Here is a 24,553-nt window from a genome sequence, read left to right on the forward strand (position 1 = left end):
TTCGCCAGCTCGTCGCCCGAGGCATGGCTGGCTCGGCAGGGGCTCGGATCGCGCTCAGCGCCAACAGCCGCCCGCTAGGTACGAATACTGCGTGCGGATACTCCAGCAGCGCACTGCCATGTGGCCAAACGGCTGAGCTTCGTGGCAAACGACCACTTCAGCATGGATGGCGTGATGATCAAAGCGTGGGCCAGTCGCGAGAGCCTTGCGCCAGGGACGGAGGCCGACCAGAGGAGCCTGCTGGCGTAATCCGGAAGGATTCATGGTTTCTCACCAGCGTGTTGACGCCCTCTTGAGGAAAGAACGCGCATTTCCGGATGACACGCTGATGACTCGCCAATTGAGGCAGTACATATCATTCATGCCTCTTGAATTATCTGCACAGCCGGGCTGTAAGGACTTCGTCGAGCGCCGACAACATTCAATCCAGTTAGCGCAGAGCACGAGTCGGACTGAAATTCTCCATATCGCTTTGCACCGATCTGTGTCGGGTACCACAGAACGCTCATTCGATGGGTGGTCTGCGTATCCAGAATCGTCACTGTCAAAAAATGACAAATGATCAATTTAGACGAGGATGAGCGTCGCCCAAGGCGTGTACATTACGCCGGACTGAATGAATGACCGTGCTTCGTAAAACCATGAAAATTCGACGAACCACCCTCCGATTGTTCACTTTCGCCTGCCTCTCTGTCGCAACAGCATTTGCTCACGCAGAGGACAGCATCGAAATAACCGCTCCGCTCCTGCTGACCGTCGGCCAGCCCCCGGTAACCATCGCCGCGCAATCAGCGTCCGGCCGCCCGGTTTCGCTCCGGACGCTCGATCCGGAAGTGTGTTTCATTGATGCCGATGGATTCCTGCACGCGCTTGTCAGCGCAGCGTGCCGGATCGAGGGCACCACAATCGACGATGAAGGCATACCCGCAGCGACGGCGGTTCGGCACGTCAGAGTTTCAGAGCGCATGGAGCTGGCACCTGTTTCGTACGGTCTGCCGCGCGGCTACGGTTTGCTTCCCGATGGATCACCCTATGTGCTGGTCCCGCGTAATTCAAGCAGCCAGCGTGAGCGCATGGAAGGCGATATCGCCTTCGTTCAGTTCTCTGCGTCCGGAGTCCATCAGCTCGCAATCGACAATGAAGGGCGTGTCCATGCATGGGGCAAGAATGTCTATGGCGCGGTAGGGGATGGCACAACGACTCTGAGAACAGAGCCAGTTCTGGTCACGCTACCCGATGACGAGCTGGCAATCCGGGTCGTTGCCGGTGCGATCAACGTCTCGCCGCAATACGAATTCAGCTTCGCGATCGGGCAAAGCGGGCAGCTTTATACATGGGGCTTGAGTTCAGCCACGCGAGAGGGTTCGGGCTGGACTGCGGTCACTCGTCCCCGGGCTTTCCCTCTTCCAGGCAATCCACGCGTGGTCGACCTCGTCGCAAATCAGGCATATGCGCTCGCTCTCGACACGAACGGGACCATCTACTGGTGGGCAACATCGTTGAGATATGCAGGCCCGGGAAGTACGCCCGCAGCGGTCACGGCGCCCGGCGGCGTACGGTTCAAACAGATGGCAGTGAGCGCCCAGTACCAATATGCGCTCAGCACCGATGGCTCAGTCTATCTGATCAATGGTTCTGGCTTTCAGGCCAAACACCAACCATTACCCGCGGTGGTTCAAGGTCGGGTGATTTCCATACACGCAGGCAAGGGCAGCGAAGTCTGCCTGATCGATGAAACCTACACGCTCCATTGCTTCGCATCGTTCTGGGACGGCGCACTTTCGACGCCCCTATCCCTGCCCGGGGTCAGCGGTGTGGATATGGACACCAACGACGTTGTTGTTGCCATGATGCTCGATGGCGGTTTAAGCACGCCGAGCGGGAGTAGCCCGCCCATAGCGCCTCTGAACGATCAGTTCGTATTCCGGGCACCGCTTGTCGGCCCGAATGGAACAACCGGCGGCGATAACGCGTATGCAAGCTACGAAGAAGCCGAGGACATTCAGGTTCGTTCCAATCTGGGGCGTACCGTTTGGTGGAGCTGGGTTGCCCCGGCCGACGGCCTGCTCGATCTGAATCTGGACGGCAGCGATTTCGACACCCTGCTGACCGTATTCCAGGGCACGGATCTGGCCACATTGCGACCTGTCGCCGCCAACGGCGACGCAGGAGCCCGGAAAACAAGTCAGGTCACTTTTCCGGTGAGCGCCGGGATCGAGTATCAGATCCGCGTTGACGGGCAATCGCCTCAGCCGGCAAGCCGATACTTTCCTGATCCGCCGAACACCAGGGGTCGGATCCGTCTCGCATGGTCCCTGGATACGCGCTATCTGCAAAGGCTGATCGACGATCCGCCACCGCGGGTGATCGCTTCATTCTCACCGGGCGCCAGCATACCTCTGACCCTCAATCTGGATTCCGGCCTCATTCCGGTCGTCGTGAATGAATCACCCACCTTCTGCAACTGGTCAGCCGGCAGACTGTACTTCCTTCATGCCGGACGCTGCCGGCTATCGATTTCGCACCCTGGGGACACACACCACGCTCCACTTGTTCAGCAGATTGACGTCACCACTGGTGTGCCTTTCGGAGGAGGCTGGCTACACAGCATAAAGGCATCGCTCGACAGACGATTGATGAGCTGGGGATTCGGTGAGACGGGCTCACTGGCTGACGGAACGCTGGCAAACCGGCGGCGCCCTGGTCCGGCGCGATCATTCAAAGGCGAGGCCGTACAGCTTTCAATCGGCATGCAACACACTCTCGTAGTGGACAGCGATGGAAAAGTTCATGCGTATGGCGTGAATTTTTCCAACGAATTAGGCGCGCCGCCAGACCCCGACCATGAAGTGATTGCCGGAGAACCAGCCTTCCCTGAGGGAGTCCGCATCCTTCAGACCGCCGCGGCGGGCGCCGTCAGCGCAGCACTTGGCGATGACGGAAACGTGTACGCATGGGGCCGACCGTGGGGACAATCGCTGGGTACCGCGAGTACGCAAGGTTCGTGGATTCCCTCCCGGGTACTCCTTCCACCCGACGCGAACCCGGTTGCAGTGGCAGTGAGCGAGTCCTACACGCTTCTTCTCACTGCTGACGGCCGGGTCTTCGGCGTTGGCAATCTGGCCGGCAGGTATCCGACCATGGAAGAGACGCGGCCGCGGCAACTGTCCTTCCCTGAGGAAGTGCTCATTGAATCCATATCGGTCAGCGCGACTCACGCTTTGGCCGTAACGCGCACTGGCGAGCTGTTTGGCTGGGGAGCCACACGCTATGGTGCCCTGGGGATCGCGGATGATGCTTTTCAGGAGACTCCAGTCAGAATCTCTCTGGCAGGAACCCCTCGGGTGGTCGCCGCCAGCGCCCACGGTGGATTTTCGGCGATCTTGACCGCCGACGACAGACTTCTGGTTTCGGGCCCGGTCGGGCAGGTCGGTCGCACTATTGCATCATTCACTCCAGATGTGGGCTTTCGCGAGATTGCGCTGCCCTCAGGCGTCCAACCCGTTCAGTTGCCCCTGCACGGTTATAGCCATCTGCTCGTGATGGCCTCTGATGGGCAGTTGTATGGCTGGGGCGACAACGACTACGGTCAGTTGGGCCTTGGGGATCTGTCGAGGCGAGCAACGCCGGTACGTATTCCGGTCCCCCCGCATAACGACAAGCTGGTCGACGCCATCAGCATTGCCGGTCCCGTCGGAATGGTGCCCAGTTCAAGTATGGATTCAAGCCGGGAAGAGGGAGAAAGTGACCACAATGTTCCGCTGCAGCGTGGCAGCAACTGGTGGTCCTACCGAACGAATGTTTCCAGAGACATGCTGTTCCAGGTTCTCGGCAGCAAAGGCACCCATGCGCTCGCCTTGTATGAGAAGGGAGCCTCCGGTCGCTTGACCCGGCGTGCGGTCAGTCAGATCGTCGACGGCGCTCTTCAACTCCATTGGTCGATGAGCGCCGATACGACCTACTTCATCGCACTCACCGGCGAGGTCGCCGACAAGACTCAGGTCTGGTTGCAATGGCGTCCTTCCACGGCGGCATCGATGGTTGTCGGTGAAAGCGCCTCCCTCCTGCTTTCGCGCCCCAACCTGCCCCTCGGAACTGCCCTTGAACTCAATGTGCTGGCAGTGAACAGTCCGGCCATTGAAGCGGTAACGCTCTCTCCTGACATCTGCGCGGTCAGCAGCAGTCAGGTCATCGCCATACGCTCGGGTTTGTGCTCCATCGAAATCCTTGTGCAGGGTGATGCAAACGGGCCCCTGACCCTGCACCTGCCTGTCAGACCCATGCTGGCCCAGGGCCGTACTCATCAGATGCAAAGCGGGCAGGATGGATCCTTGCTGGGCTGGGGTTCGAACAACTTCGGTCAGATTGGCACCGGCACAGTCGACGAGATCGTTTCGCCGGCGCAAGAGATTCGGTTCCCAGGAAATGCGCAGATCGTAGCGATTGCCGCATTTGGTGAACGCAGCGCAGCGATCGGTAACGACGGTCGGCTGTACACGTGGGGAGTCGCCTGGCCCATGACGCCTCTCCGCAGCATACGACCACCCACGCCCTCGCCGGAGTATTCCAGCCGCGTTGCAAGGTTCACTCAAGCGTTCGTAAGCGCTTTCAGCGCTGCGCGGCCGATTTCCATACGAAGCAGAGCAACTTTGCTGAACACGCCTTCCGGTATGGCGCTGTCCGACGTAAAACTGGGTGGAAGTTTTGGTCTGGTCATGTCGTCTGACGGCGCGGTGCTGGTGTGGGGCGACAACAATCTGGGGCAGTTGGGAAATGGCTCGTTCGGCGGCGTGGCAGTAACCCCCCGAGCGCTTGAGCTTCCCCTCGATGATCGCGCCATCATGATCGCGCCAGGCCTAGATCATGGTCTGGCTGTCATGGCGTCGGGCAACGTTTACGCTTGGGGAGACAACCGCAACGGCCAGAGCGGAGGTTCCCCGACGTACGTAACAACGCCGTCCGCTATCTCCCTGCCCGGAGAAAAATCGGCAGTTCTCGCTGCGGCGGGCGATCAGCACAGTCTCGCCTTGCTCACCGACGGCCAGGTCCTTGCGTGGGGAAGCAACCGTCACCAGCAACTGGGATACACGGACATCGAAAAGAGCAGCGAACCCCTGACCGTCTCATTCCCTGACGCCGCTCGGATCATCGACCTCGTCGCGGCAGCCAATTACTCAGCGGCCTTGGATGCCGATGGCAAGGTGTACGTATGGGGCCAGCTTGCACTCGCCGACCGCCGCACAATCTTTGCTGATCATCGTCCGCGGCAGCTCGTGCTGCCAGCGGGAGCACGAGCGCTTGGAATGGTCGCAGGGCCGTATCGGCTCAACGTACTTGCGGATGACGGAAATCACTACGTGCTGGGTGGAGATTCCGAATCCGACCCGCTCGTTCAGGCCATCAAGCTTCTGTCCGAGCAGGACCTGGCCGAGATTCACTGACAAGGCCATTTTGTCTGACGGACGGGAAACCGTCCGAACGGAAACCGACTTCATCACCAAAATGAGAAGCCCGTTCAGAACCATCCGCGAGCCCTGAAACCCGGGTCCCGACGACGAGACGCGGCGGCTTGCCCCTTCCGCCATCCGCCGCGTCCCGCCATCGGGATCGGTGTGCCGCGACGCGCTAGCGTCGTCGCAGCGCCGGCGCTGAGCCGGTGTGATGCGAGCGCGCCGCAGCCCAAGCGGCGTGCATGATTCTTTCAAGCCGGACGGCGTCGACCGCCAGTGCGCGGAACACGATGCCGGCGGCGTTCGGCAGATGACTGGCGCCGGCCAGCGCTCCATCCACCTCGGGCAACGCCCGCAGCACCTCCAGCAATTCGGCATCGGCTGACCCACCCAGCAGCCACAGCGACCCGTGCATGCGCAGCCCGGCATTCGCGCCAGCGTTGCCGGACAGCCAGTTCTCGCCGTCTATGCACATGCGTTCCCGCGCCAGCAGCTGTCCGTTTCCGTCGCGCACCGTCACCGCCGCTTCGATACGCGCGAACGATCGTTGCCCGCCGTCGGGGTCGTGCGGCAGGAAGCTGTCGGCGACCACGACCACTGCGCCGTCCGCCAGTGTCACCTCGACGTCGCTCACCATGTGACTGCCCGGAAACAGGATGAGCGGCGCCGGCATGTATTCGAGCAATGCACCCGGCTGAGCGACCAGCTGCATGCGCTGCGTCGCCGATCCGCCCTGCATCGCATGCACGATGGTCGACGCCGGCGTCGCAACGTGAGCGCGTGCGCCCTGCCCCACCTCAATACGGCCGGCCAACCGCTCGTGCTCGAACAGGCCGCCGGACACCGACTGCAGATACACCACGCACAGATCCGGCGCCGAGCCGTCGACATGCAGCGCGCGGCCGACGTGCACCGGGTAGCCGACGTACTGGCGTCCGAGATAGCTGCGTCCGGTCGCGTCGCACGCAAAGGCGAGATCGACACAGGGCCGCACCTCGACCGGTGGCACGTGCTCTGCCACTGGGCTCAGCGCATCGACAAGTGCCGGCTCAGCGATCAAACAACACCTCCTGCGCGATGCGTTCGACCACTGCGTCGACGCCGTCGCCGCGCGCGCAGTTGGTCAGCAGCGTCGCCCGGCCGGCGCGCACCTCTTCTGCCTCGCCCACCATGCGCGGCAGATTCACATTCACGTGCGGTGCGAGGTCGACCTTGTTGATCACCAGCAGGTCGCACTGCAGGACGCCCAGTCCGCGCTTGCGCGGAATGTCGTCGCCGCCGGCCACGTCGATCACGAACAGCCAGTAGTCGACCAGATCGAGCGAGAAGGACGATGCGAGGTTGTCACCGCCACTCTCGATCAGGATCAGTTCCAGGCCGGGGTAGGCGCGGTCCAGCTCGTCGGCCGCGGCGAGATTCAGCGTCGGGTCTTCGCGAATGGCGGTGTGCGGGCAGGCGCCGGTTTCCACCGCCAGCACGCGCTCGGGCGCGATCAGGCCGCTGCGGCGCACGCGCTCGGCGTCCTCGGCGGTGACCAGATCGTTGGTGATGACCGCGATGTCGGTGCCGCGCGCGATGAAGCGTGGAATGAGCTGTTCCAGCAGCGCGGTCTTGCCGGAGCCGACCGGGCCGCCGATGCCGACGCGGGCGGCGCCGCGCGGTCGTGCGTGGGAATTCAGTTGTGCGGACATGGCATCACCTCAGCATGTAAAGACGGTTCAATGGCACGCGGTCGACCGGCGGGCAGCTGATGACGCGGCCGTCGACACTCACTTCGAAGGTCTGCGGATTGACCGTGATGTTCGGGCAGGCGGCATTGCGCACCATGTCGGACTTCTGCAGCGTGCGCGTGCCCTTGCAGGGCAGCAGCGCCTTGCGTATGTCGAGCCGGCCGTTGAGGTCGCTGTCGAGCGAGGCGGCGCAGACGAAGTTGGCCGACAGGCCCTGCGGTGCGCGACCGAAGGCGCCCCATTGCGGGCGCATGATGAGCGGCTCGCAGGTCATCAGCGACGCCGCCGAATCGCCCATCGCGCCGTAGGCGATGAAGCCGCCCTTGACCACGATTTCCGGCTTGATGCCGAAGAAGGCGGGCCGCCACAGCACGATGTCGGCGAGCTTGCCCGGCTCCAGCGAACCGACGTGGTGATCGACGCCAAACGATCGCGCGGCATTGATCGTGTACTTGGCGATGTAGCGCAGGATGCGTTCGTTGTCGGCGCTGCGCGTGGTTTCTTCGGGCAGGCGGCCGAACTGGTCCTTCATCTTGCTGGCCAGTTGCCAGGTGCGGCAGATCACTTCGTTGATGCGCCCCATGCCCTGGCTGTCCGAGCCCAGCATCGAGATCGCGCCCATGTCATGCAGCACGTCCTCGGCGGCGATGGTCTGCGCGCGGATGCGGCTTTCGGCGAAGGCCACGTCCTCCGGCACCGCCGGATTCAGGTGGTGGCACACCATGATCATGTCCAGGTGCTCGTCGAAGGTGTTCACCGTGTAGGGGTTGGTCGGATTGGTCGACGACGGCAGGCAGTGCTGCAGCCCGGCCACGCAGATCACGTCCGGCGCGTGTCCACCGCCCGCACCTTCGGTGTGATACATGTGGATGGTGCGGCCCTTGGTCGCCGCCAGCGTGTCTTCGAGGAAGCCGGATTCGTTCAGCGTGTCGGTGTGCAGCTGCACCTGGAAATCCAGGTCGTCGGCCACCGACAGGCAGGTGTCTATGGTTGCCGGCGTGGCGCCCCAGTCCTCGTGGATCTTCAGTCCGATGCAGCCGGCCTTCATCTGTTCGACCAGCGATTCAGGGCGCGACGAGTTGCCGCGACCGAGGAAGCCGAAGTTCATCGGCCACTGTTCGGACGCCTGCAGCATGCGACCGACATTCCAGGCGCCGCCGCAGTCGATGCCCACGGTGATCGGGCCGAGCGAGCCGCCGAACATCGTCGTGATGCCCGAGGCCAGCGCGTGCTCGACCAGTTGCGCCGAATCGAAATGCACATGCACGTCGAGGCCGCCGGCGGTGGCGATCAGGCCCTCGCCGTCGCGCACCGTGGTTGCGTTGCCGACCAGAAGTTTCGGATGCACGCCATCCATCACGTGCGGATTGCCGGCCTTGCCGATGGCGACGATGCGGCCGTCCTTGATGCCGATGTCGCCCTTGACGATGCCGGCCACCGCGTCGATGACGACGACGTTGCTGATCAGCATGTCGAGCGCGCCCCGGTCGGACGTGAGTCCGCCCATCATGCCGAGACCGTCGCGCAGCGTCTTGCCGCCGCCGTGCAGGCACTCGTCACCGGGCGTCGAGAAGTCGTGCTCGATCTCGGCCAGCAGCGAGGTGTCGCCCAGGCGCACCATGTCGCCTTTGGTCGGTCCGTACATCGCCGCGTAGTCGCGGCGGGTGAGCCATGTCATGTCATGTTCTCCCTGTTGTCGATGACAGCGCTCAGGCGCCGCGGAAGCCGGCCTGACGCGCCCGCACCAGCGCGTCCGGCAGGCCGGCGGCATCACCGGTCGGGCCTTCGGCCAGGCGGTTCAGGCCGAACACCTCGCCGCTGCCGCCGAAAGCCACCAGCGTCACTTCCTTGTCCTCGCCCGGCTCGAAGCGCACTGCGGTGCCGGCAGCGATGTCCAGGTGCATGCCCCAGGCCTGGGCGCGATCGAATTCGAGCGCGCGGTTCACCTCGAAGAAGTGGAAATGGCTGCCCACCTGTATCGGCCGGTCGCCGGTGTTCAGCGCGCGCAGCGTGGCGCGGCGACGACCGGCGTTCAATTCCATCTTCCCGTCGGCCGGGATGATTTCGCCCGGCGTGCGCGCCGGCGGTGATTCGGCCGGCGCGTTCGCGCCCGGACGTATCGGGTCATGCACGGTTACCAGCTTGGTGCCGTCGGGAAAGCTGGCTTCGACCTGGATCATCGGCATCAGCGCCGCGACGCCGGGCAGCACGTCGTCGCTGGTGAGGATCTGCGAGCCAAAGCCGATCAGTTCCGCCACCGTGCGACCGTCGCGCGCGCCTTCGAGAATGTCGTCGACGATGATCGCGATCGCCTCCGGGCAGTTCAGTTTCAGGCCGCGCGCGCGGCGCCGGCGCGCCAGTTCGGCGGCGTTGAATAGGGTCAGTCTTTCAAGTTCGGTCGGTGTCAGCAGCATGGGGTGCCTCCTCTGTTCTGCATGTCAGTCAGCACTCAGTTCGCGAACAGCCGGGCATTGCGCGGCTCGTGGCGCATGGCGGCGATGTCGAGCGCCGGTGCGCCGTTCCACAGTTCGTCGGTCGAGGGCGGCGTCGTGTCGATGACGCGCGCGATCAGCGGCCGCGTGCGCGCCAACAGGCGCTGACCTTCGGTGTGACCGATCAGACCCATGCGCAGCGCGGCGCCGACCACCGTGGTGCACAGGCCGCTGGCCGCCATCGCGTCGCAGCCGGAGGCCGACAGCCCGTAGGCGCCCCACACCAGGCCCTGCACCACCGGCAGATGCCCGGGCAGACCTGCGGCGCGCACCTGGTCGAGATAGACCTGGGCGATGCCGAGACCGAGATCGGCGTGCACGCGAAGCTGCGTGAAGCCGAGCCGACGGCTCGCGTCGCGCCAGCCGCGCACAAGGTTCATCGCCTCGCACAGGCGGTCCAGTTCGGTCGCCTCGGCCAGTGCGGCCGCGCCACGCTGCGACCAGGCGGAGCGCGCCGCCTGCATCAGCGGCCGGTCGAATCCGGCCCAGCGCTGTTCGATGTGGCTGCACAGCAGCTCGAACACCTGTTCGGCGCCGCCAACCTTGCCGTCGAGCTTCAGCGACTCCAGGCCCCACGAGAACGAGGTGGCGCCGCTGGGAAAGAAGCTGTCGGCGAACTGCAGCATGCCGAGCATGCCGATCGCGTCGCCGCCGCCATCGTCGGGCGACGGAATGTGAAAAGGCGCGTGCGGTGCGTTCATGTCAGTGCGCATGGGGAACGGCGAGATAGCGTGTTCCGCCCTGCGCCGGCGCATCGAGCACGATCGCGTCGCCGCGCGTCAGCAGATGCGTCATGCGCTTCAGATAGCCCTCGCGCGGGCCTTCGAGCGCGATCCACAGGCAGTCTGCTTCGAAGCGCACCTTCCAGTGCATATTGCCGGCGAAGTAGCCGATCTCCAGCGCGCCGGCCGTGTGGGCGGCGCGCAGCACCAGCCACTGCGGCTCGTCGAGCATCACCAGCACGGCGCGCCCCGGTTCGAGCAGCAGCACGGAGCCGTTCTCGAGCTGTGCGCCGCGGTCCAGCATCAGCGCCAGTTCGGTGCCACGGTCGGTCACCAGGCGCTGACGGCGGCGGGCCAGGTCGTTGCGCGACAGGCGCACGCGCTCGACGCCGCCGTCGTGTTCGATGTGATGCAGCCGGTCGGCAATGTCCGGGTCGGACGCATTGCCGACGATGTCTGTCAGTCTGAGCATTGTTCGGTCTCTTCCTTGCGGTCGGGTCCGGGCTGTCCCGCAGATGTCACGGGACAGCCACCAGCAGCGCAGCCGCCCGCGGGCGGCATGCGGCTTACAGCGTCGGGTAGGGATTGGGTTCGATCAGCGGCGATTCGTAGATCAGCTTGACCTGACCGTCGGCGGTGAAGGAACCGATGCGCGCCTGTTTCCACAGGTGGTGGTTGGTCGCGTGGAACTTCACCTTGCCTTCCGGTCCTTCGAACTCGAGGTTGGCCGAGGCGGCGACCACCTTGTCGACGTCGAAGCTCTTGGCCTTCTCGACGGCCATCTTCCACAGGTAGACCGCCGTGTAGGCGCTGGCCAGCGTGTCGCCGGTGACGCGCTTGTCGCCGTACTTGGCCTTGAAGGCTGCGACGAATTTCTTGTTGGCCGGGTTGTCCAGGCTCTGCAGATAACTCATGCAAGTCAGCACGTCCTGCACGTTCTCCTTGCCGATGCCCGACACTTCCTCTTCCGACACGGCCAACGCCATCACCGTGGTCTTGTTGAAGTTCACGCCGGCCGCCTTGAGCTGCTTGTAGAAGGCGACGTTGGAGCCCCCGACGACGGTGCTCAGAATGATGTCGGGCTTGGTAGCCTTGATCTTGTTGATGGTCGAACCGAAGTTGGTGCTGCCCAGCGGCAGGTATTCCTCGCCCAGCACCTTGCCGCCGCCCTTGACGATGGTCGGGCGCGCGATCTTGTTGGTGACGCGCGGCCAGATGTAGTCGGAACCGATCAGATAGACCGTTTTGCCGCGATTGGCCAGCAGCCAGTTGCAGGCCTGGATGCACTGCTGGGTCGCTTCGTGTGCGGTGTAGAGGATGTTCGGCGACTGTTCCTGGCCTTCGTAGTAGGTCGGGTAGTACAGCAGGCCCTTCATCTGTTCAAACACCGGCAGCACGGCCTTGCGCGACGCCGAGGTGTAGCAGCCGAACACCGCCGCGACCTTGTCGCGATCGAGCAGCTTGCGCGCCTTCTCGGCGAAGGTGGGCCAGTCGCTGGCGCCGTCCTCGACCACAGGTACGATCTTCTTGCCCAGTACGCCGCCGGCGGCGTTGATCTCGTCGATGGCCAGCTTCTCGGCGTCAACCACCGACGCTTCGGCCAGCGCGATGGTGCCGGTCAGCGAGTGCAGGATGCCGACCTTGACCGTATCGTCGGCCATGGCGTTGCGCACCATCCACGGACCGGCGACGGATGCGAGCGCAAGGCCTTTGATGATGTCGCGCCTGATTTGATTCTTCATGATGGACCTCGATGGAAGTGATGAAAGAAAGTGGCTTGCGATCGCACCGTCGTCGTTGCCGGTGCGGACTTACGTGTCGAGAAGGCGAAAAAAAAGGGCCTGCCCGGATCCGGAGATCCAGGGCAGGCCCTTTTGCCTTGTTCCGCGCCGGCAATGCTGGCGGAGCGGAAAGTTGAATCGATGATAGGAAGGCTGTTGCGGTGCGTCAAGCGTCGGCAACGGCTTTTTTTCAAATTCTTTTCGATGGTCCGAGAGCGTGGATGCACACGCTTTCAGATCACAAATACATTGGCATTCTCGTACGCGCACCGACGTTTCGCATGAGCGCGCGCTTCCCTTTGGGAGCTGCCTTCGCAGCGACGCAGCTTCGACGGGCCGCAAGCTCCGATCAAGGCTGCAATCGCGAGCAAGCTCGCTCCCACAAGAGCTCGGCTCCCGCTACGGGTCACGCGCCCTATGGGAGCGGCCTTGGCCGCGACGCGGGGGCTTCGTGCCGCGGCCTTCGATGCGGGCTGCCGTCGCGGTCAGAAGACCGCGCCTACAAGATCGTGTCGTCTTCATCCGCAGTCGTCGATCTTCGGTACATGAACACACAACGGCCTGCGCCCGGTGCGCTCGACGCACGCGCCGGATGCAGCCGGTAGCGGCCTGTCATGAAGTCGACCACGGTGCGCGCGGCGTTCACCGACAACGCCGGCTTCCACAGCCAGATGTCGCGCTCGGGATCGACGCCGCACAGGCCGAACAGCGCGTGTTCCGGGTCGTCGGCCATGCCTATGGACCACTCGTCCATGCGCGCGCCGAACTCCTTGATGTAGGTGAGGCACTCGAACTTGATCTGCTGCACGCTATAGCTCATCGCATCACCCCGGAACCGGAATCAGCCGTGCCGGCGACGACACCGCTGCGGTGCGGCTGCGCCACTGATCGAACAGCGCGGCCCCCTTCTGTTTCTCTTCGGCCGACATCTGGCCGATCATGCCTTCGAGCGCGTTGAGCGCGCTGCCCACGCCGTGCTGTGCAGCCAGCGACAGCCAGGCGAAGGCCTGCGCCCTGTCCTTGTCCACGCCCAGGCCGTTGGCGTACATGAAGCCCAGCCGCGCCTGCGAGGGAAAGTGCCCCTGCCCGGCCGCCTGCCGGTACCAGTGCGCCGCCTGCGCCTCGTCCTGCGCGGTGCCCTGCCCCTTGAAGTAAAGCGTCGCCAGATTGCTCTGCGCCATCGCGTCCCCGGCTTCGGCCGCCGTGCGCAACCAGCGCAACCCGCGTTCCGGATCGGCCGGCGTGCCGTTGCCCATCATCAGCATGGCGCCGACATTGGTCTGCGCCGGCACATGGCCACCTTCCGCGGCGCGCAGATACCAGCGGAAAGCCGCCGCCAGATCGGCCGGCACGCCTTCGCCATTCGCGTGCAGCGCACCGATCCAGGCCTGCGCCTCGACACAGCCCGCTTCCGCCAGCGCCTCGAACAGCCGCGCCGCAGTCACCAGATCGCCGTCGTGGTAAGCGGCCACCGCATCGTCGAGCTGCAGCGTTGTTTCCATCAGTGCATGCATATGGATATCTCCCGGTGTGCGTGATCTGCTTTCAGCGCGCAGCGATGCACGCCATCACTTGTGTCTCGATCCATCGTCCGCCGGCATCCAGCCGGGTGGCGGGGTCGCAGCCGCGCCCGCCGATGCCGCCGCCTTCGATCGCCGACTGCGCCTCCGCGGCGGCGGCGAGACGGGCGTTCAGCAGCGTCTCCCACGAAAGCGTCGCGTCGTCGCCCCCGAAGATGGCGACGCGGCACAGCGTGCGGGTCAGCGATACCGGCTGCAACACGACGGCACAGCAGCCTGCAGCGGATGACAGCAGCACCAGATTCGGAAACAGCAGTGCCGCCCGACCTTCGGCGTCGGCACGGCACAGCGCGACGTCGCCCGACACAAGCGTGGCGGAGGCCGCCAGCAGATGCTGGGCGACCAGCTTCCAGTTGGCGTCGCAGGCGATCCAGCGGCTGCGATGGCTGTCCGCCTGCACATCGGACCAGGCCGGCAGCACCGCAGTCAGCGCGCGAGCGGTCCGCTGAAAGGACGACCCGTGCGGATCGAGGCTGACGAACAGCAACGGCCCCCAGCTCGCGGTGCGCACCGGCAGCAGACGCTCAGGCCGCAGGCCCAGATACTGGTACATCTCGGGCGTGCCCTCGCCCAGTTCGCCGGCGGCAATCGCCGGACGATCGAGACTGTGGCCGCAGGACGTGAACGAGCACGGCGTCTTCGCGCCCTGCTGGCACTGCAGCGGCACCACGCGACAGCCACCGTGCTGCGCCTTGTTGAAGCGGCCGGCCAGGCCGCCGTCCGGCAGGCGCTGAACATGGATGGCATGGTCGCCGACGGTGAAGGGCAGCAGGTCGCCGGCGGCCGGAATATCGAGCGCGCTGCCCACGCATACCCACTCGCGCGTCCAGATCGCATCGTCCTCGGCGCGGGAAAAATCCAGCCCGCGGAAGGCGGCGACGTCGAATGCGCCGCTCCCCAATGGCCGGCGGTGCAGATGCACCGGATGTTCGGTCATGCATTCCATCTGACGAATCCTCGATGTGATGCCTTCTGCGTAGGGTTCGCCCGCAGTGCGGGTGAACCCTGCCCGTGCGTCAGATCAGCTCTTCGACGCCAGCGCCGGCGACTCGTAATCCGCGCGACCGCGGTGCTTGATCGCTTCCTTCGGAGCGGCCGGCAGTGGGCCATCCTGCATGAAGCGGTCGAGAACATTCTTGGTCAGACGCGAAATGTTGTTGTCGCAGTTGTTCCACGGCAGCGAACCGCAGTAGGCGATGGAGCTGAAGGCAAAGCAGCCGCCGCCATTGGGTGTTTCGTGGAAGGTGATGTCCGCGCGCACGCGCGGGTGCACGGTGCCGTCCAGACCTTGCTGGTTGAAGCCGAAATCCTCCATCACCAGCAGGTAGGCCTCGGTGTGACGGCCGGCCGAGGTGGCGACGGTGAGGATGTGCGGCGGCGACCCCAGCATGGTGTCGACGATGTCCAGCTCCAGACCGGCCGCGCCGCCGCCGACCAGACCGAAGTTGCCCAGATTCTCCTCGTAGCTGATGCCGTCGAAGGCCCAGCTGACGCGCGGGTCCAGACTTTCCGGCGTACGCGAGAAGTAGGACGAGATGTCGAAGCCCTCGGACGACATGCCGGTACCGGCCACCGAGTGCAGGTAGCGGCCGCGGTAGCGCCACATGCCGCCCAGTTCACCGGTGCCCTGGTGGTAGTACTCGCCCGGATCGGCGCGCCAGGTGCGGATGCCGGATTCGCAGCGGCGCATTTCGGTGACGATGCCGCGGCCCAGTCCGTCGTAGGCCGGATGGAAGGAATGCACCCAGTACCAGGCATCGGCACCCATATACATCAGGCGGCCGCCGCGCTGCGTGTAGTTGTGCAGCGCGTCGAGCTGGGTACCGGAGTTGTGCTCGGGGTGCGAGCCGGTGATGATGACGTTGTAGTTCTCCAGCCGGGCCAGACCGTCGTAGGTCACGTCCTCGTCGGTGAACACGTCGTACTCGTAGCCCATCTGTTCCAGCCAGCAGATCAGGTGCAGGTCGGCCGGGTACTGCCAGGGCGCCTGGGCCAGGAAGTGGTCGTACTTCGGGCGGATGCTCAGGATGGGACGCAGCCGCGACGAAAGGCAGATGCCGCTGCCGTCGGTGTGGGTGTCGTAGATCGAGCCGCCGTACTCACGGTGCTCGGCGAGGAACATGTTCTGCTGCTGCATGATGGGCACGCGATAGACGAACAGTTCGGCGCCACCCGCGTTGCACGCGACGTGCTCGTTCGCGTAGGCCATGTAGCTGATAGTGGGCACCATGACCGCGATCTTCGACTGTTCCTGGCCGATCTTGGGCACGATCCAGAACGGGATGTAGTCCTCGTCACCCTCCGGCGTCGTCAGCTTGGCCGCGTAGAAGCGGCTCTTGATGTCGGCGGGCACGGTCCACTCGAAGCTCACTTCCCAGCGCGCGTTGTCGAGGTCGTCGTCGTGGAAGTGAATGGCGCCATATTCCTTCGGTGCGACCTTCCAGTCGAAGGTCTGGCCGGCCCAGTTGTAGCCGGTCAGCGCGCGCGTCGGGCAGTTAACAAGCGTGGCGTCGAAGCGGTAGGGGCCGGCGTCCTTCGCCACCAGCGTGTCGATGCCGTCGGAAAAGTCCCAGGCGGCGACGATGGCTTCCGACAGCGCGCCGGTCGGGCCGGCGTTGCGGCGCTCGGTCAGCCCCGGCTGCGCCCCACCCTTCATCATTTCGATCTCGAAGCGCGACAGCGCACGGCTGCACAGGCGCGGGCTGTCGATCTTGCCGTTGTAGTGACCGCCGACGATGACGCCCTGCGGCAGCGAGGACAGACCCAGCGGCCCAGGCTCGACATGATCAACGTAAGCGGCGATCACCAGCGGCAGGTCGGTGTGCTCGACCTTGCCCTTGAACGTCGCCTTGACCGGCGGGATTTCGGGGTCGAGCGCATACACCACCTGCGGCTCGTGATACAGCACCACTTCGCCGGTCATCGCATCGAAGCTGGCGGCGATGAAGTGCCAGGCGTGGTCGCGCAGCGGCGCACCGGTCGTGTAGGTTTCACCGTTGATGCGCAGTTCGACACAGCCGTCTGTATTGATGAACAGGCCGTAACCCTTGCCGCCCGACCACTTGGTCACCAGGCCCTGGGCGCCGTGCTTCCAGTAGCGCTTGTCGGTCTTCGGCGTGGTCGGCCAGATCCAGCATTGCAGCGTGAAACTGTCCGGCTTGAGCTGCGGCGCGTCGGCCACGAAGCCGTAGGAGCCGCCGTAGACGACCTGCTTGATACCGTCGTAGACGCCTTCACAGTCGGCCTTCACCGCCTTCTCGATGAAGCCGGGACCGCGCGGATTGGTGTCGCCGTTGATCATCTGGACGATGGACGCGCTGTACTTCTTCGGTCCGTCGCAATTGACGTAGAACTTGATCTTGTCGCCCGGATGGACACTGAACTTGTCGGCGTATCCGGTCAGTCGCATTGCACACATGGTCGTTTCTCCAGGCCGAGCGCCGCCCTCCGGGGGCTCGGATGCTTTTGCAGTAGGTAGGGTGAAGACGGGTGCGGCCGCAGCCGCCCGTCAGCGCGAGGCGGTGATCAGGTCACTGGCCAGTTATCGTCGCGCCGCTTGTAGCCTTCGTGGTAGTGCTCGGGCATGCCGTCGGTCTCTTCCATCTCGTCGAGACGCATCAGGAAGATGGCGTGCTGGATGTCCTGCTCGCTGGTATAGACGGTGTCGTCGACGAATACTGGCGGCACGCCGCGTATGCCGGACAGACGCCCGATGCGCCATTCCGCGTCGATCTTGGTGCAGATGACGATGAGCTTGCCCTTAGGCGAAGCGCCGCGCATGCGCAGCAGCACGCGCTTGAGCAAGGGGTCTTCGTGCACGCCGCCGCTGATATGGGTGGTGTCACCGGGCGTCGCGCACTTGAGCACCGAGAAGCCGGCCACGCCGGCCATGGACTTCACGCACTCGAGGTGCTCCTGGATCAGCCGGTCGCGTTCCGGCGTGCCTTTCCTGGGTATCGGAATCACTGCACTCTCCTTCAAGGGTTGAACATCTGGAAGCTCCTGTCGCGACCGGCCGGCACTGGCCAATGCGAAAAATCGCGAAAAATTGCGAAAACACGAAAGCGAAAAACCAAAACAAAAAGGCCTGCCGGATCCGGAGATCCGTGCAGGCCTTTTTGCCCGTCTTCGCGCCCGGCAGTGTTGGCGGGGCGAAGCGTTGAGTGAATCTTAGTGAGCCTCTTTCGCGCGGTCAAGCTCTGTTAGTATCGATCACGTTTTTTGTCACCCGGCCGCAAACCCGTGTCCACAAACGATCCCATCAAGGTCGGTGTTCTGTTCTCGCGTGAGGGCGTGACATCGCGCATCGAAAACACGATGCTCGCCGGCACGCTTTTCGCAATCCGCGAGATCAACGATGCCGGCGGCATTCACGGCCGGGAGCTGGTTCCGGTCTACTACGATCCGCAGTCGAACCCGCAGCAGTTCCGCTCGCTCGCGACCCGCCTGGTGCAGGACGACAAAGTCAATGTCATCTTCGGCTGCTACATGTCGAGCACGCGCAAGGCGGTGCTGCCGGTGGTCGAAAGGTGGAACCGCCTGCTGTTCTGCCCGACCATGTACGAGGGCTTCGAATTCTCGAACAACATCATCTACACCGGCGGTGCGCCGAACCAGAACAGCGCCCTGCTCGCCGACTACATGTCGACCCGCTTCGGCGCACGGGTGTACCTGATCGGCAGCGACTACATCTTCCCCTACGAGTCGAACCGCATCATGAGCGACTTCGTGCACCACCGTCAGGGTGGCGCCAAGGTGGGCGAGCGCTATGTGCATCTCGACGCGAAGGAAAGCGCCTTCACGCCGATCATGAAGGACATCAAGGCAAAGCAGCCTGACTTCATCTTCTCGACCATGGTCGGCAAGACCACCCGCATGCTCTACCAGGCCTACGCGGACGCCGGCTTCGATCCGAAGAAGATGCCCATAGCAAGCCTCTGCACCAGCGAGGAAGAGGTATCCGAAATGGGTATCCGGCTGGCCGAAGGTCACTACACGGCAGGCACCTATTTCCAGTCCATCGACACCCCGCGCAACCGCGACTGCGTGGCGCTGTTCCGCAAGCTGTTCGGCAACGAGGTGCAGCCCAACATGAGCTGGGAGTCGTCCTACTACCAGGTGCATGTGTTCGCCGACGCCTTCCGCGAAGCGGGCAGCGACGAACATGACATCCTGCTGCCGCACATCCTCGGGCGCGAGTTCGACGCGCCGCAGGGACGCATCCGCATCCTGCCGCACAACCACCATGCCCGCCTCTATCCGCGCATCGGCCGGGTGAACAGGGAAGGCCAGTTCACGATACTGGCCGAGACGCCGGGCGGCGTCGATGCCGACCCCTATCTGGTCAGCCATTCCTTCGACGACTGGAGCACGCGGTTGCGCGTCAATGCGAGCGAAGAGGAATCGACGTGAGCAGTCCGCCGCGCACAGGCGTACGCAGCAAGCGGATCACGCCGGAGTTCCTGACCCAGCTGCGCAATCTGCGCATCGTCGTGCTGCATCCGCGCGACGCCGACGGCGAGGTGCTGATCCAGCAACTGAAGCGCATAGGCTGCCAGGTGCAGACCTTCTGGCCGCCGGTGCAGGACATCCCGGACAACGTCGATGTCGTGTACTACGCGATCCAGTCCAACGAGATGCACGCGCCGCTGAACTTCAGCAATTTCGAACAGCCGCCGGCGGTGATCGCCGTCGTCGGCTACGAGAACCCGACCATCTTCGAGGTCATGCTGCGCCTCGGTGCGACCGGCGTGCTCAGCGCCCCGCTGCGCTCGACCGGCGTGCTCGCCTCACTGGTGCTGACAGTCGGCCTGACGCAGGAAATGCGCGGCTACCGGAAGCGGGTACAGCGGCTGGAGCAGAAGCTGCTCAGCGTGAACCAGATCAACGACGCCAAGGCCATCCTGATGCGCACCCGCGGCGTCAGCGACGCCGAGGCCTACAAGATCATCCGCGAACAGGCCATGAGCAAGCGGGTAGCGACCGAGGAGATCGCGCGGGCGATCATTCATGCGGACGAGATACTTTCCGGATAGCCGCTTGGCGGGGGAGCCCTGCGCAGTCCTTTTCACCACATTGATGAGCGCCTCGATGACACGCGCGCCATCACGTCTGCTCCCTTAAGCCGCTGAGGTTATCGCGTCTGCAAATTTCACATTTTCTGACGTCATATTCCGGTCCATCTCCTGCTAATCTCGCGCGCTCGACTGCCGAATGACTAAGCACGGCAGTTTGCCGATCGAATATGGAGATGAGGGAACTCTGATGTCCGGATCACGAATCACATCGCTTCTCGCGGGCCTCGCATCAATTCTGTTGCTGGCCGGTTGCGCCGTCACCCGCCAGGAACCCCTGGCTTTCAAGACGACAGCACTTCAGTCGCCCGCCCGCATTGGCGTGGCGATGACCCCGTTGCCCGCGGTCGACACCTGGTTCCCGGGTGCGAGTTGCCTCCTCTGCCTCGCTGCCGCGTCAGCGAGCAACTCCAGTTTGACCGATCACGCGCGGACGCTGCCGCGCGACGACCTCAGCGGATTGAAAGTCGAACTGGCCCAACGGCTGGCCGCAAAGGGAATCAATGCGCAGGTCATCGAAACCGATCTCGACGTGAAGGCGCTGCCGGATGCCTCCACCAAGGGGCCGAATCTGGCGGACAAGGATTTCAAGGCCTTGCAGGACAAGTATGGGGTCGACAAGATCGTCGTGATCTCGCTCAGCAATATCGGCTTCGAGCGGACCTATTCAGCCTATTTCCCGACAGCTGAACCCAAGGGTGCAATACAGGGAGTGGCTTACATGGTTGACCTGGGCAGTAATGCCTACGACTGGTATCAGCCGCTGAGTGTACGGAAGGCGGCCGAGGGTCAGTGGGATGAAGCGCCGAAGTTCCCGGGCCTGACCAATGCTTACTTCCAGGCGATTGAGCTCAGCAAGGACGAAGTACTGCGGCCGTTCTCGCAATGAAGCCGTTCCTCCGTCCGGGACTGGCGACCTGCATCCTGTGCCTCGCCGCAGTCTGCGCACCGGCAGCGGCCGGTGACGACACAGCCGCGAAGATTCCGTCCTTCGGTAGCGATAACTGGGCGCTGCGTGTTCCCGAGGCGGATGGCGTCAGCTTCCAGGGGCAGCCCAATCGGGATGGCGCGGGCGGCGGCACCCCGCAGATCATGTATCCCGCGCCCAACATGGCTGGCTTCATCGCGGCCCTGGTCACGCACGGACTGATCAATGAGAGCAGCAAGAACGCCGAGCGGCAGCGCATCCAGGAACAGGCCAACCGCGTTCTCGAGCCTTACGCGGACATTCTTTCTGCGCTGTCTTATCGAGCGCTGATCGAACATGCCTCCGGAAAGATCGATAAGGCTTCCGCGCCTGAGCTGATCGGTCCCGCTGACTCCTCGTCGCGAACGTGGGTCATGGAAGTCACGCCGCTTTACGTGATGACGCCGGATCAGCGCGCCATCATTCTCGACAACACGGTGCGGGTCTTCGCCAATGGCGACAGCAACCCGAGCTACGCGCGGGTCATTCGCGTCGTTTCTCCGCCACTCGTGGAAACGGATGGAGAGGCGATCCTCAAGGCTTGGAAGAACGATGACGGCGCCCTCATCCGAAGCACCAGCAGCGATCTGCTTGCCGAGTCGTTGAAAGTCGCCCTGGAAGACGTGCGCGCGGTCCAGACCGCAGAAGAGCGACATCGCACCTTCCGTTACCGGGAGGGCGGGTTCGAGCGCATCGAACGCGCGCAACTGGTAAGCGAGGAATGTCATCGGCAAGTCCTTCGAACCTTGCGCGGATGGCTGCTGTCCATTCCTGCGTCGCGCTCGACGACGTGCAGCGCACCGGCCCCCAAGATCGAGGTCGCCGTCAGCGACGAAGCGGGAAGCACCTTGAATTCCGGCGGCAAGGAGTGAGGCGCCGCTGACTGGGTCGGAGCACCCACTTACAAAAAAAAGGCCGCCCGAAGGCGGCCTTTTTCATTGCTGCAAGACGACGCTCAGAACAGCCCCGACACCTTGCCGTGCTCGTCGATGTCGATCTTTTCCGACGCCGGCACCTTGGGCAGGCCCGGCATGGTCATCATGTCGCCGCAGATGGCAACGACGAAACCGGCGCCGTTGGCCAGGCGCACTTCGCGCACGTTAAGCGTGTGGCCGCTCGGTGCGCCCTTTGCGTTCGGGTCGGCGGAGAAGGACATCTGGGTCTTCGCCATGCAGACCGGGAAACGGCCGTAGTCGGCGTTCCAGCTTTCGAGTTGCTTGCGGGCCGCGTCGGAGAAGGTGACCGCACCGGCGCCGTAGATCTTGGTGGCGATGGTGGTGATCTTGTCCTGCAGCGTGGCGTTCTCGTCGTAGACGAAGCTGTGCTTGCCCGGTGCGTTGTCGCAGATGTCGGCAACCATGCGCGCCAGTTCCTCGGCGCCGGCACCGCCGCTCGCCCAGTGGCGGGCGATGACGAACTTGCCGCCGAGCGCTTCGATGCGGCTTTTCAGCAGCGCGATTTCGGCGTCGGTGTCGAAGGTGAAGTGGTTCACCGACACGACGCACGGCAGGCCGTAGTGCTCGGTGATGTTCTTCAGGTGGCGCTCGATGTTGACGATGCCCTTTTCCAGCGCGGCCAGATTTTCCTGGTTCAGGTCTTCCTTCTTCACGCCGCCGTGGAATTTCAGCGCGCGGATGGTGGCGACCAGCACGACGGCCGACGGGTTGAGCCCGGCCATGCGGCACTTGATGTCGATGAACTTCTCGGCGCCGAGGTCGGCACCGAAGCCCGCTTCGGTCACGACGTAGTCAGCCATCTTCAGGCCGGCCTTGGTCGCGGTGACCGAGTTGCAGCCGTGCGCGATGTTGGCGAAGGGGCCGCCGTGAATGATGGCCGGGTTGTTCTCCAGCGTCTGCACGATGTTCGGCTTGATCGCGTCCTTCAGCAGCGTGGCCATGGCGCCCTGCGCCTTCAGGTCGCTCGCGTACACCGGCTTCTTGTCGCCCAGCGTGTAGCCGATGATGATGCGGCCGAGACGTTCCTTCAGGTCCATCAGCGAATTGGCCAGGCACAGGATGGCCATGACTTCGGACGCGACCACGATGTCGTAGCCGTCCTCCCGCACGAAGCCGTTGGCGGTGCCGCCCAGGCCGATGGTGATCTTGCGCAGCGCGCGGTCGTTCATGTCGACCACCCGCTTCCACTGGATCAGGCGCGGGTCGATGCGCAGTTCGTTGCCGTGGTTGATGTGGTTGTCGATCAACGCCGACAGCAGGTTGTGCGCGGCACCGATCGCGTGGAAGTCACCGGTGAAGTGCAGGTTGATGTCTTCCATCGGCACGATCTGCGCGTAGCCGCCACCTGCCGCACCGCCCTTGACGCCAAACACCGGCCCCAGCGACGGTTCGCGCAGGCAGATCATGGTCTTCTTGCCGATACGGTTCAGCGCATCGCCCAGACCGACGGTGGTCGTGGTCTTGCCCTCGCCGGCCGGCGTCGGGCTGATCGCAGTGACCAGGATGAGCTTGCCGTCAGGACGGTCCTTCAGGCTGTTCAGGTAGTCGAGCGACACCTTGGCCTTGTAGTGGCCGTAGGGCTCGATCGCGTCTTCCGGGATGCCCAGCTTGGACACCACCTGGCTGATGCGCTGCATTTTCGCCTGCTGGGCGATTTCGATATCGGATGCCATATTGGTTTTTTCCGTGTAGTCGTCAATCGGATTGGAAAGCGGCGGGCCTCACTACCCGCCGTTACTGCGTCTGCTGTTCACTGCTTATATATATGGATCGTGCGGCCGGGCCCTCCCCGGCCGCAGCGCCGGACACTCAGCGTGCCGCGGCAATCGTGTCGGCCTTGGCGATCAGCGCCTCGGCCATGCGGATGCTGGCGATGTCGATCAGGCGACCGTCGAGCGACACGGCACCGCGGCCTTCCTTCGCTGCCTGCGCCATCGCTTCGAGGATGCGGCGTGCCTTGGTCACTTCGGCCTCCGACGGCGTGTAGACCTTGTTCGCCAGTTCGATCTGCGACGGGTGAATCGCCCACTTGCCTTCGTAACCGAGCACGGCAGCGCGGTTCGCCGCGGAAATATAGCCGTCCGGATCGTTGAAGTCACCAAACGGGCCGTCGATCGGACGCAGGCCGTAGGCGCGGCAGGCAACCATCATGCGGGTCTGCGCGGCGTGCCACGGATCGGTCCAGAAGGACTGGCGGTTGCCCTGCTCGTCCTTGTCCGTCAGCACCACGCTGTCCTTGTTCACACCACCGATCACGGTGGTGCGGGCGCGGGTCGAAGCGGCGTAGTCGGCGACGCCGAAGCTCATCGCTTCGAGGCGCTTCGACGACTGCGCGATCGCCTCGACGTTGGCCATGCCGAGCGCGGTCTCGATCAGCACTTCGAAGCCGATGCGCTTGGTGCGCTTCTTGGCCGCTTCGATCTGCGTGACCATCATGTCGACCGCGTACACGTCGGCGGCGGTGCCGGCCTTCGGGATCAGGATCATGTCCAGGCGCGGGCAGGCTTCGACGATGTCCACCACGTCGCGGTACATGTAGTGGGTGTCCAGACCATTGATGCGCACCATCATGGTCTTGTTGCCCCAGTCGACGTCGTTCAGGCCTTCGATGATGTTCTTGCGCGCCTGCTCCTTGTCGTCCGGCGCGACCGCGTCCTCGCAGTCGAGGAAGATGATGTCGGCGGCCGACTTGGCGGCCTTCTCGAACATGCCCGGGTTGGAACCCGGAACGGCCAGTTCGGAACGGTGCAGGCGGGGCGTCGCTTGTTCGATGATCGTGAAGCTCATGGATGTCTCCTCCG

General features: G+C 63.9%; 19 protein-coding genes. 5 read left to right on the top strand and 14 right to left on the bottom strand.

The genetic code is table 11. The features are described 5' to 3' along the window. The first annotated feature begins 620 nt into the window (after positions 1-620). On the top strand, positions 621-5,441 hold the full coding sequence (locus METRZ18153_RS20685; RefSeq protein ID WP_081629103.1) for an RCC1 domain-containing protein: 4,821 nt from the start codon (positions 621-623) through the stop codon (positions 5,439-5,441). 184 nt (positions 5,442-5,625) lie between these two features. On the opposite strand, the gene METRZ18153_RS0112745 is transcribed toward METRZ18153_RS20685, so the two are convergent. The 12 genes from METRZ18153_RS0112745 to METRZ18153_RS0112800 form a co-directional block, all read right to left on the bottom strand. Beyond that, positions 5,626-6,510, bottom strand: a complete 885-nt coding sequence (locus tag METRZ18153_RS0112745; protein WP_020165088.1) for an urease accessory protein UreD — start codon at positions 6,508-6,510, stop codon at positions 5,626-5,628. Continuing rightward, positions 6,500-7,141: an urease accessory protein UreG gene (gene ureG / locus METRZ18153_RS0112750; RefSeq protein ID WP_020165089.1), complete on the bottom strand. Its 642-nt coding sequence runs from the start codon at positions 7,139-7,141 to the stop codon at positions 6,500-6,502. The genes METRZ18153_RS0112745 and ureG overlap by 11 nt, the downstream gene beginning before the upstream one ends. 4 nt (positions 7,142-7,145) lie before the next feature. Continuing rightward, positions 7,146-8,858, bottom strand: a complete 1,713-nt coding sequence (gene ureC, locus METRZ18153_RS0112755; RefSeq protein ID WP_020165090.1) for an urease subunit alpha — start codon at positions 8,856-8,858, stop codon at positions 7,146-7,148. A 31-nt stretch (positions 8,859-8,889) separates the two neighbouring features. Next, positions 8,890-9,594: an urease subunit beta gene (locus METRZ18153_RS0112760; protein WP_020165091.1), complete on the bottom strand. Its 705-nt coding sequence runs from the start codon at positions 9,592-9,594 to the stop codon at positions 8,890-8,892. Between the two features lie 35 nt (positions 9,595-9,629). Then, positions 9,630-10,373, bottom strand: coding sequence for an urease accessory protein UreF (locus METRZ18153_RS0112765; protein ID WP_232416044.1), 744 nt, complete (start codon positions 10,371-10,373; stop codon positions 9,630-9,632). A 1-nt stretch (position 10,374) separates the two neighbouring features. Continuing rightward, positions 10,375-10,866: an urease accessory protein UreE gene (ureE, locus tag METRZ18153_RS0112770; protein WP_020165093.1), complete on the bottom strand. Its 492-nt coding sequence runs from the start codon at positions 10,864-10,866 to the stop codon at positions 10,375-10,377. A 94-nt stretch (positions 10,867-10,960) separates the two neighbouring features. Further along, positions 10,961-12,136: an urea ABC transporter substrate-binding protein gene (gene urtA, locus METRZ18153_RS0112775; RefSeq protein WP_019917770.1), complete on the bottom strand. Its 1,176-nt coding sequence runs from the start codon at positions 12,134-12,136 to the stop codon at positions 10,961-10,963. Positions 12,137-12,674: 538 nt separating this feature from the next. Next, positions 12,675-12,995 (bottom strand): hypothetical protein, encoded by a 321-nt coding sequence (locus METRZ18153_RS0112780; protein WP_043363895.1) that lies wholly within the window; start codon positions 12,993-12,995, stop codon positions 12,675-12,677. Between the two features lie 4 nt (positions 12,996-12,999). Then, positions 13,000-13,689 carry a tetratricopeptide repeat protein gene (locus tag METRZ18153_RS0112785; protein WP_020165095.1) on the bottom strand — a complete coding sequence of 230 codons (690 nt, stop codon included), beginning with the start codon at positions 13,687-13,689 and terminating at the stop codon, positions 13,000-13,002. 31 nt (positions 13,690-13,720) lie between these two features. After that, complete coding sequence (locus METRZ18153_RS0112790; RefSeq protein WP_020165096.1) at positions 13,721-14,701, bottom strand: Rieske (2Fe-2S) protein; 981 nt, start codon at positions 14,699-14,701, stop codon at positions 13,721-13,723. Between the two features lie 75 nt (positions 14,702-14,776). Continuing rightward, positions 14,777-17,173 carry a N,N-dimethylformamidase large subunit gene (locus METRZ18153_RS0112795; protein WP_029143749.1) on the bottom strand — a complete coding sequence of 799 codons (2,397 nt, stop codon included), beginning with the start codon at positions 17,171-17,173 and terminating at the stop codon, positions 14,777-14,779. A gap of 107 nt (positions 17,174-17,280) precedes the next feature. Beyond that, entirely contained in the window at positions 17,281-17,721 is a 441-nt protein-coding gene (locus tag METRZ18153_RS0112800) for a hypothetical protein (RefSeq protein WP_019917764.1), read from the bottom strand. A gap of 276 nt (positions 17,722-17,997) precedes the next feature. On the opposite strand from METRZ18153_RS0112800, the gene METRZ18153_RS0112805 reads away from it, so the two are divergent. The 4 genes from METRZ18153_RS0112805 (at position 17,998) to METRZ18153_RS20230 (ending at position 21,668) form a co-directional block, all read left to right on the top strand. Next, positions 17,998-19,167, top strand: coding sequence for a transporter substrate-binding domain-containing protein (locus METRZ18153_RS0112805; protein ID WP_020165098.1), 1,170 nt, complete (start codon positions 17,998-18,000; stop codon positions 19,165-19,167). Beyond that, positions 19,164-19,790, top strand: coding sequence for an ANTAR domain-containing response regulator (locus METRZ18153_RS0112810; protein WP_020165099.1), 627 nt, complete (start codon positions 19,164-19,166; stop codon positions 19,788-19,790). The genes METRZ18153_RS0112805 and METRZ18153_RS0112810 overlap by 4 nt, the downstream gene beginning before the upstream one ends. Positions 19,791-19,968: 178 nt before the next feature. Further along, positions 19,969-20,718: a hypothetical protein gene (locus METRZ18153_RS0112815; protein ID WP_232416045.1), complete on the top strand. Its 750-nt coding sequence runs from the start codon at positions 19,969-19,971 to the stop codon at positions 20,716-20,718. After that, positions 20,715-21,668 carry a hypothetical protein gene (locus METRZ18153_RS20230; protein ID WP_020165101.1) on the top strand — a complete coding sequence of 318 codons (954 nt, stop codon included), beginning with the start codon at positions 20,715-20,717 and terminating at the stop codon, positions 21,666-21,668. Before METRZ18153_RS0112815 ends, METRZ18153_RS20230 begins: the two co-directional genes overlap by 4 nt. Before the next feature lie 83 nt (positions 21,669-21,751). Here the strand turns inward: METRZ18153_RS20230 and METRZ18153_RS0112825 are convergent, their stop codons facing one another. After that, on the bottom strand, positions 21,752-23,425 hold the full coding sequence (locus tag METRZ18153_RS0112825; RefSeq protein WP_020165102.1) for a formate--tetrahydrofolate ligase: 1,674 nt from the start codon (positions 23,423-23,425) through the stop codon (positions 21,752-21,754). Positions 23,426-23,561: 136 nt separating this feature from the next. Then, positions 23,562-24,539 (bottom strand): HpcH/HpaI aldolase/citrate lyase family protein, encoded by a 978-nt coding sequence (locus tag METRZ18153_RS0112830; protein ID WP_020165103.1) that lies wholly within the window; start codon positions 24,537-24,539, stop codon positions 23,562-23,564. Positions 24,540-24,553: the final 14 nt, after the last annotated feature.

The organism is Methyloversatilis discipulorum, from assembly GCF_000385375.1.
Lineage (GTDB): Bacteria > Pseudomonadota > Gammaproteobacteria > Burkholderiales > Rhodocyclaceae > Methyloversatilis > Methyloversatilis discipulorum_A.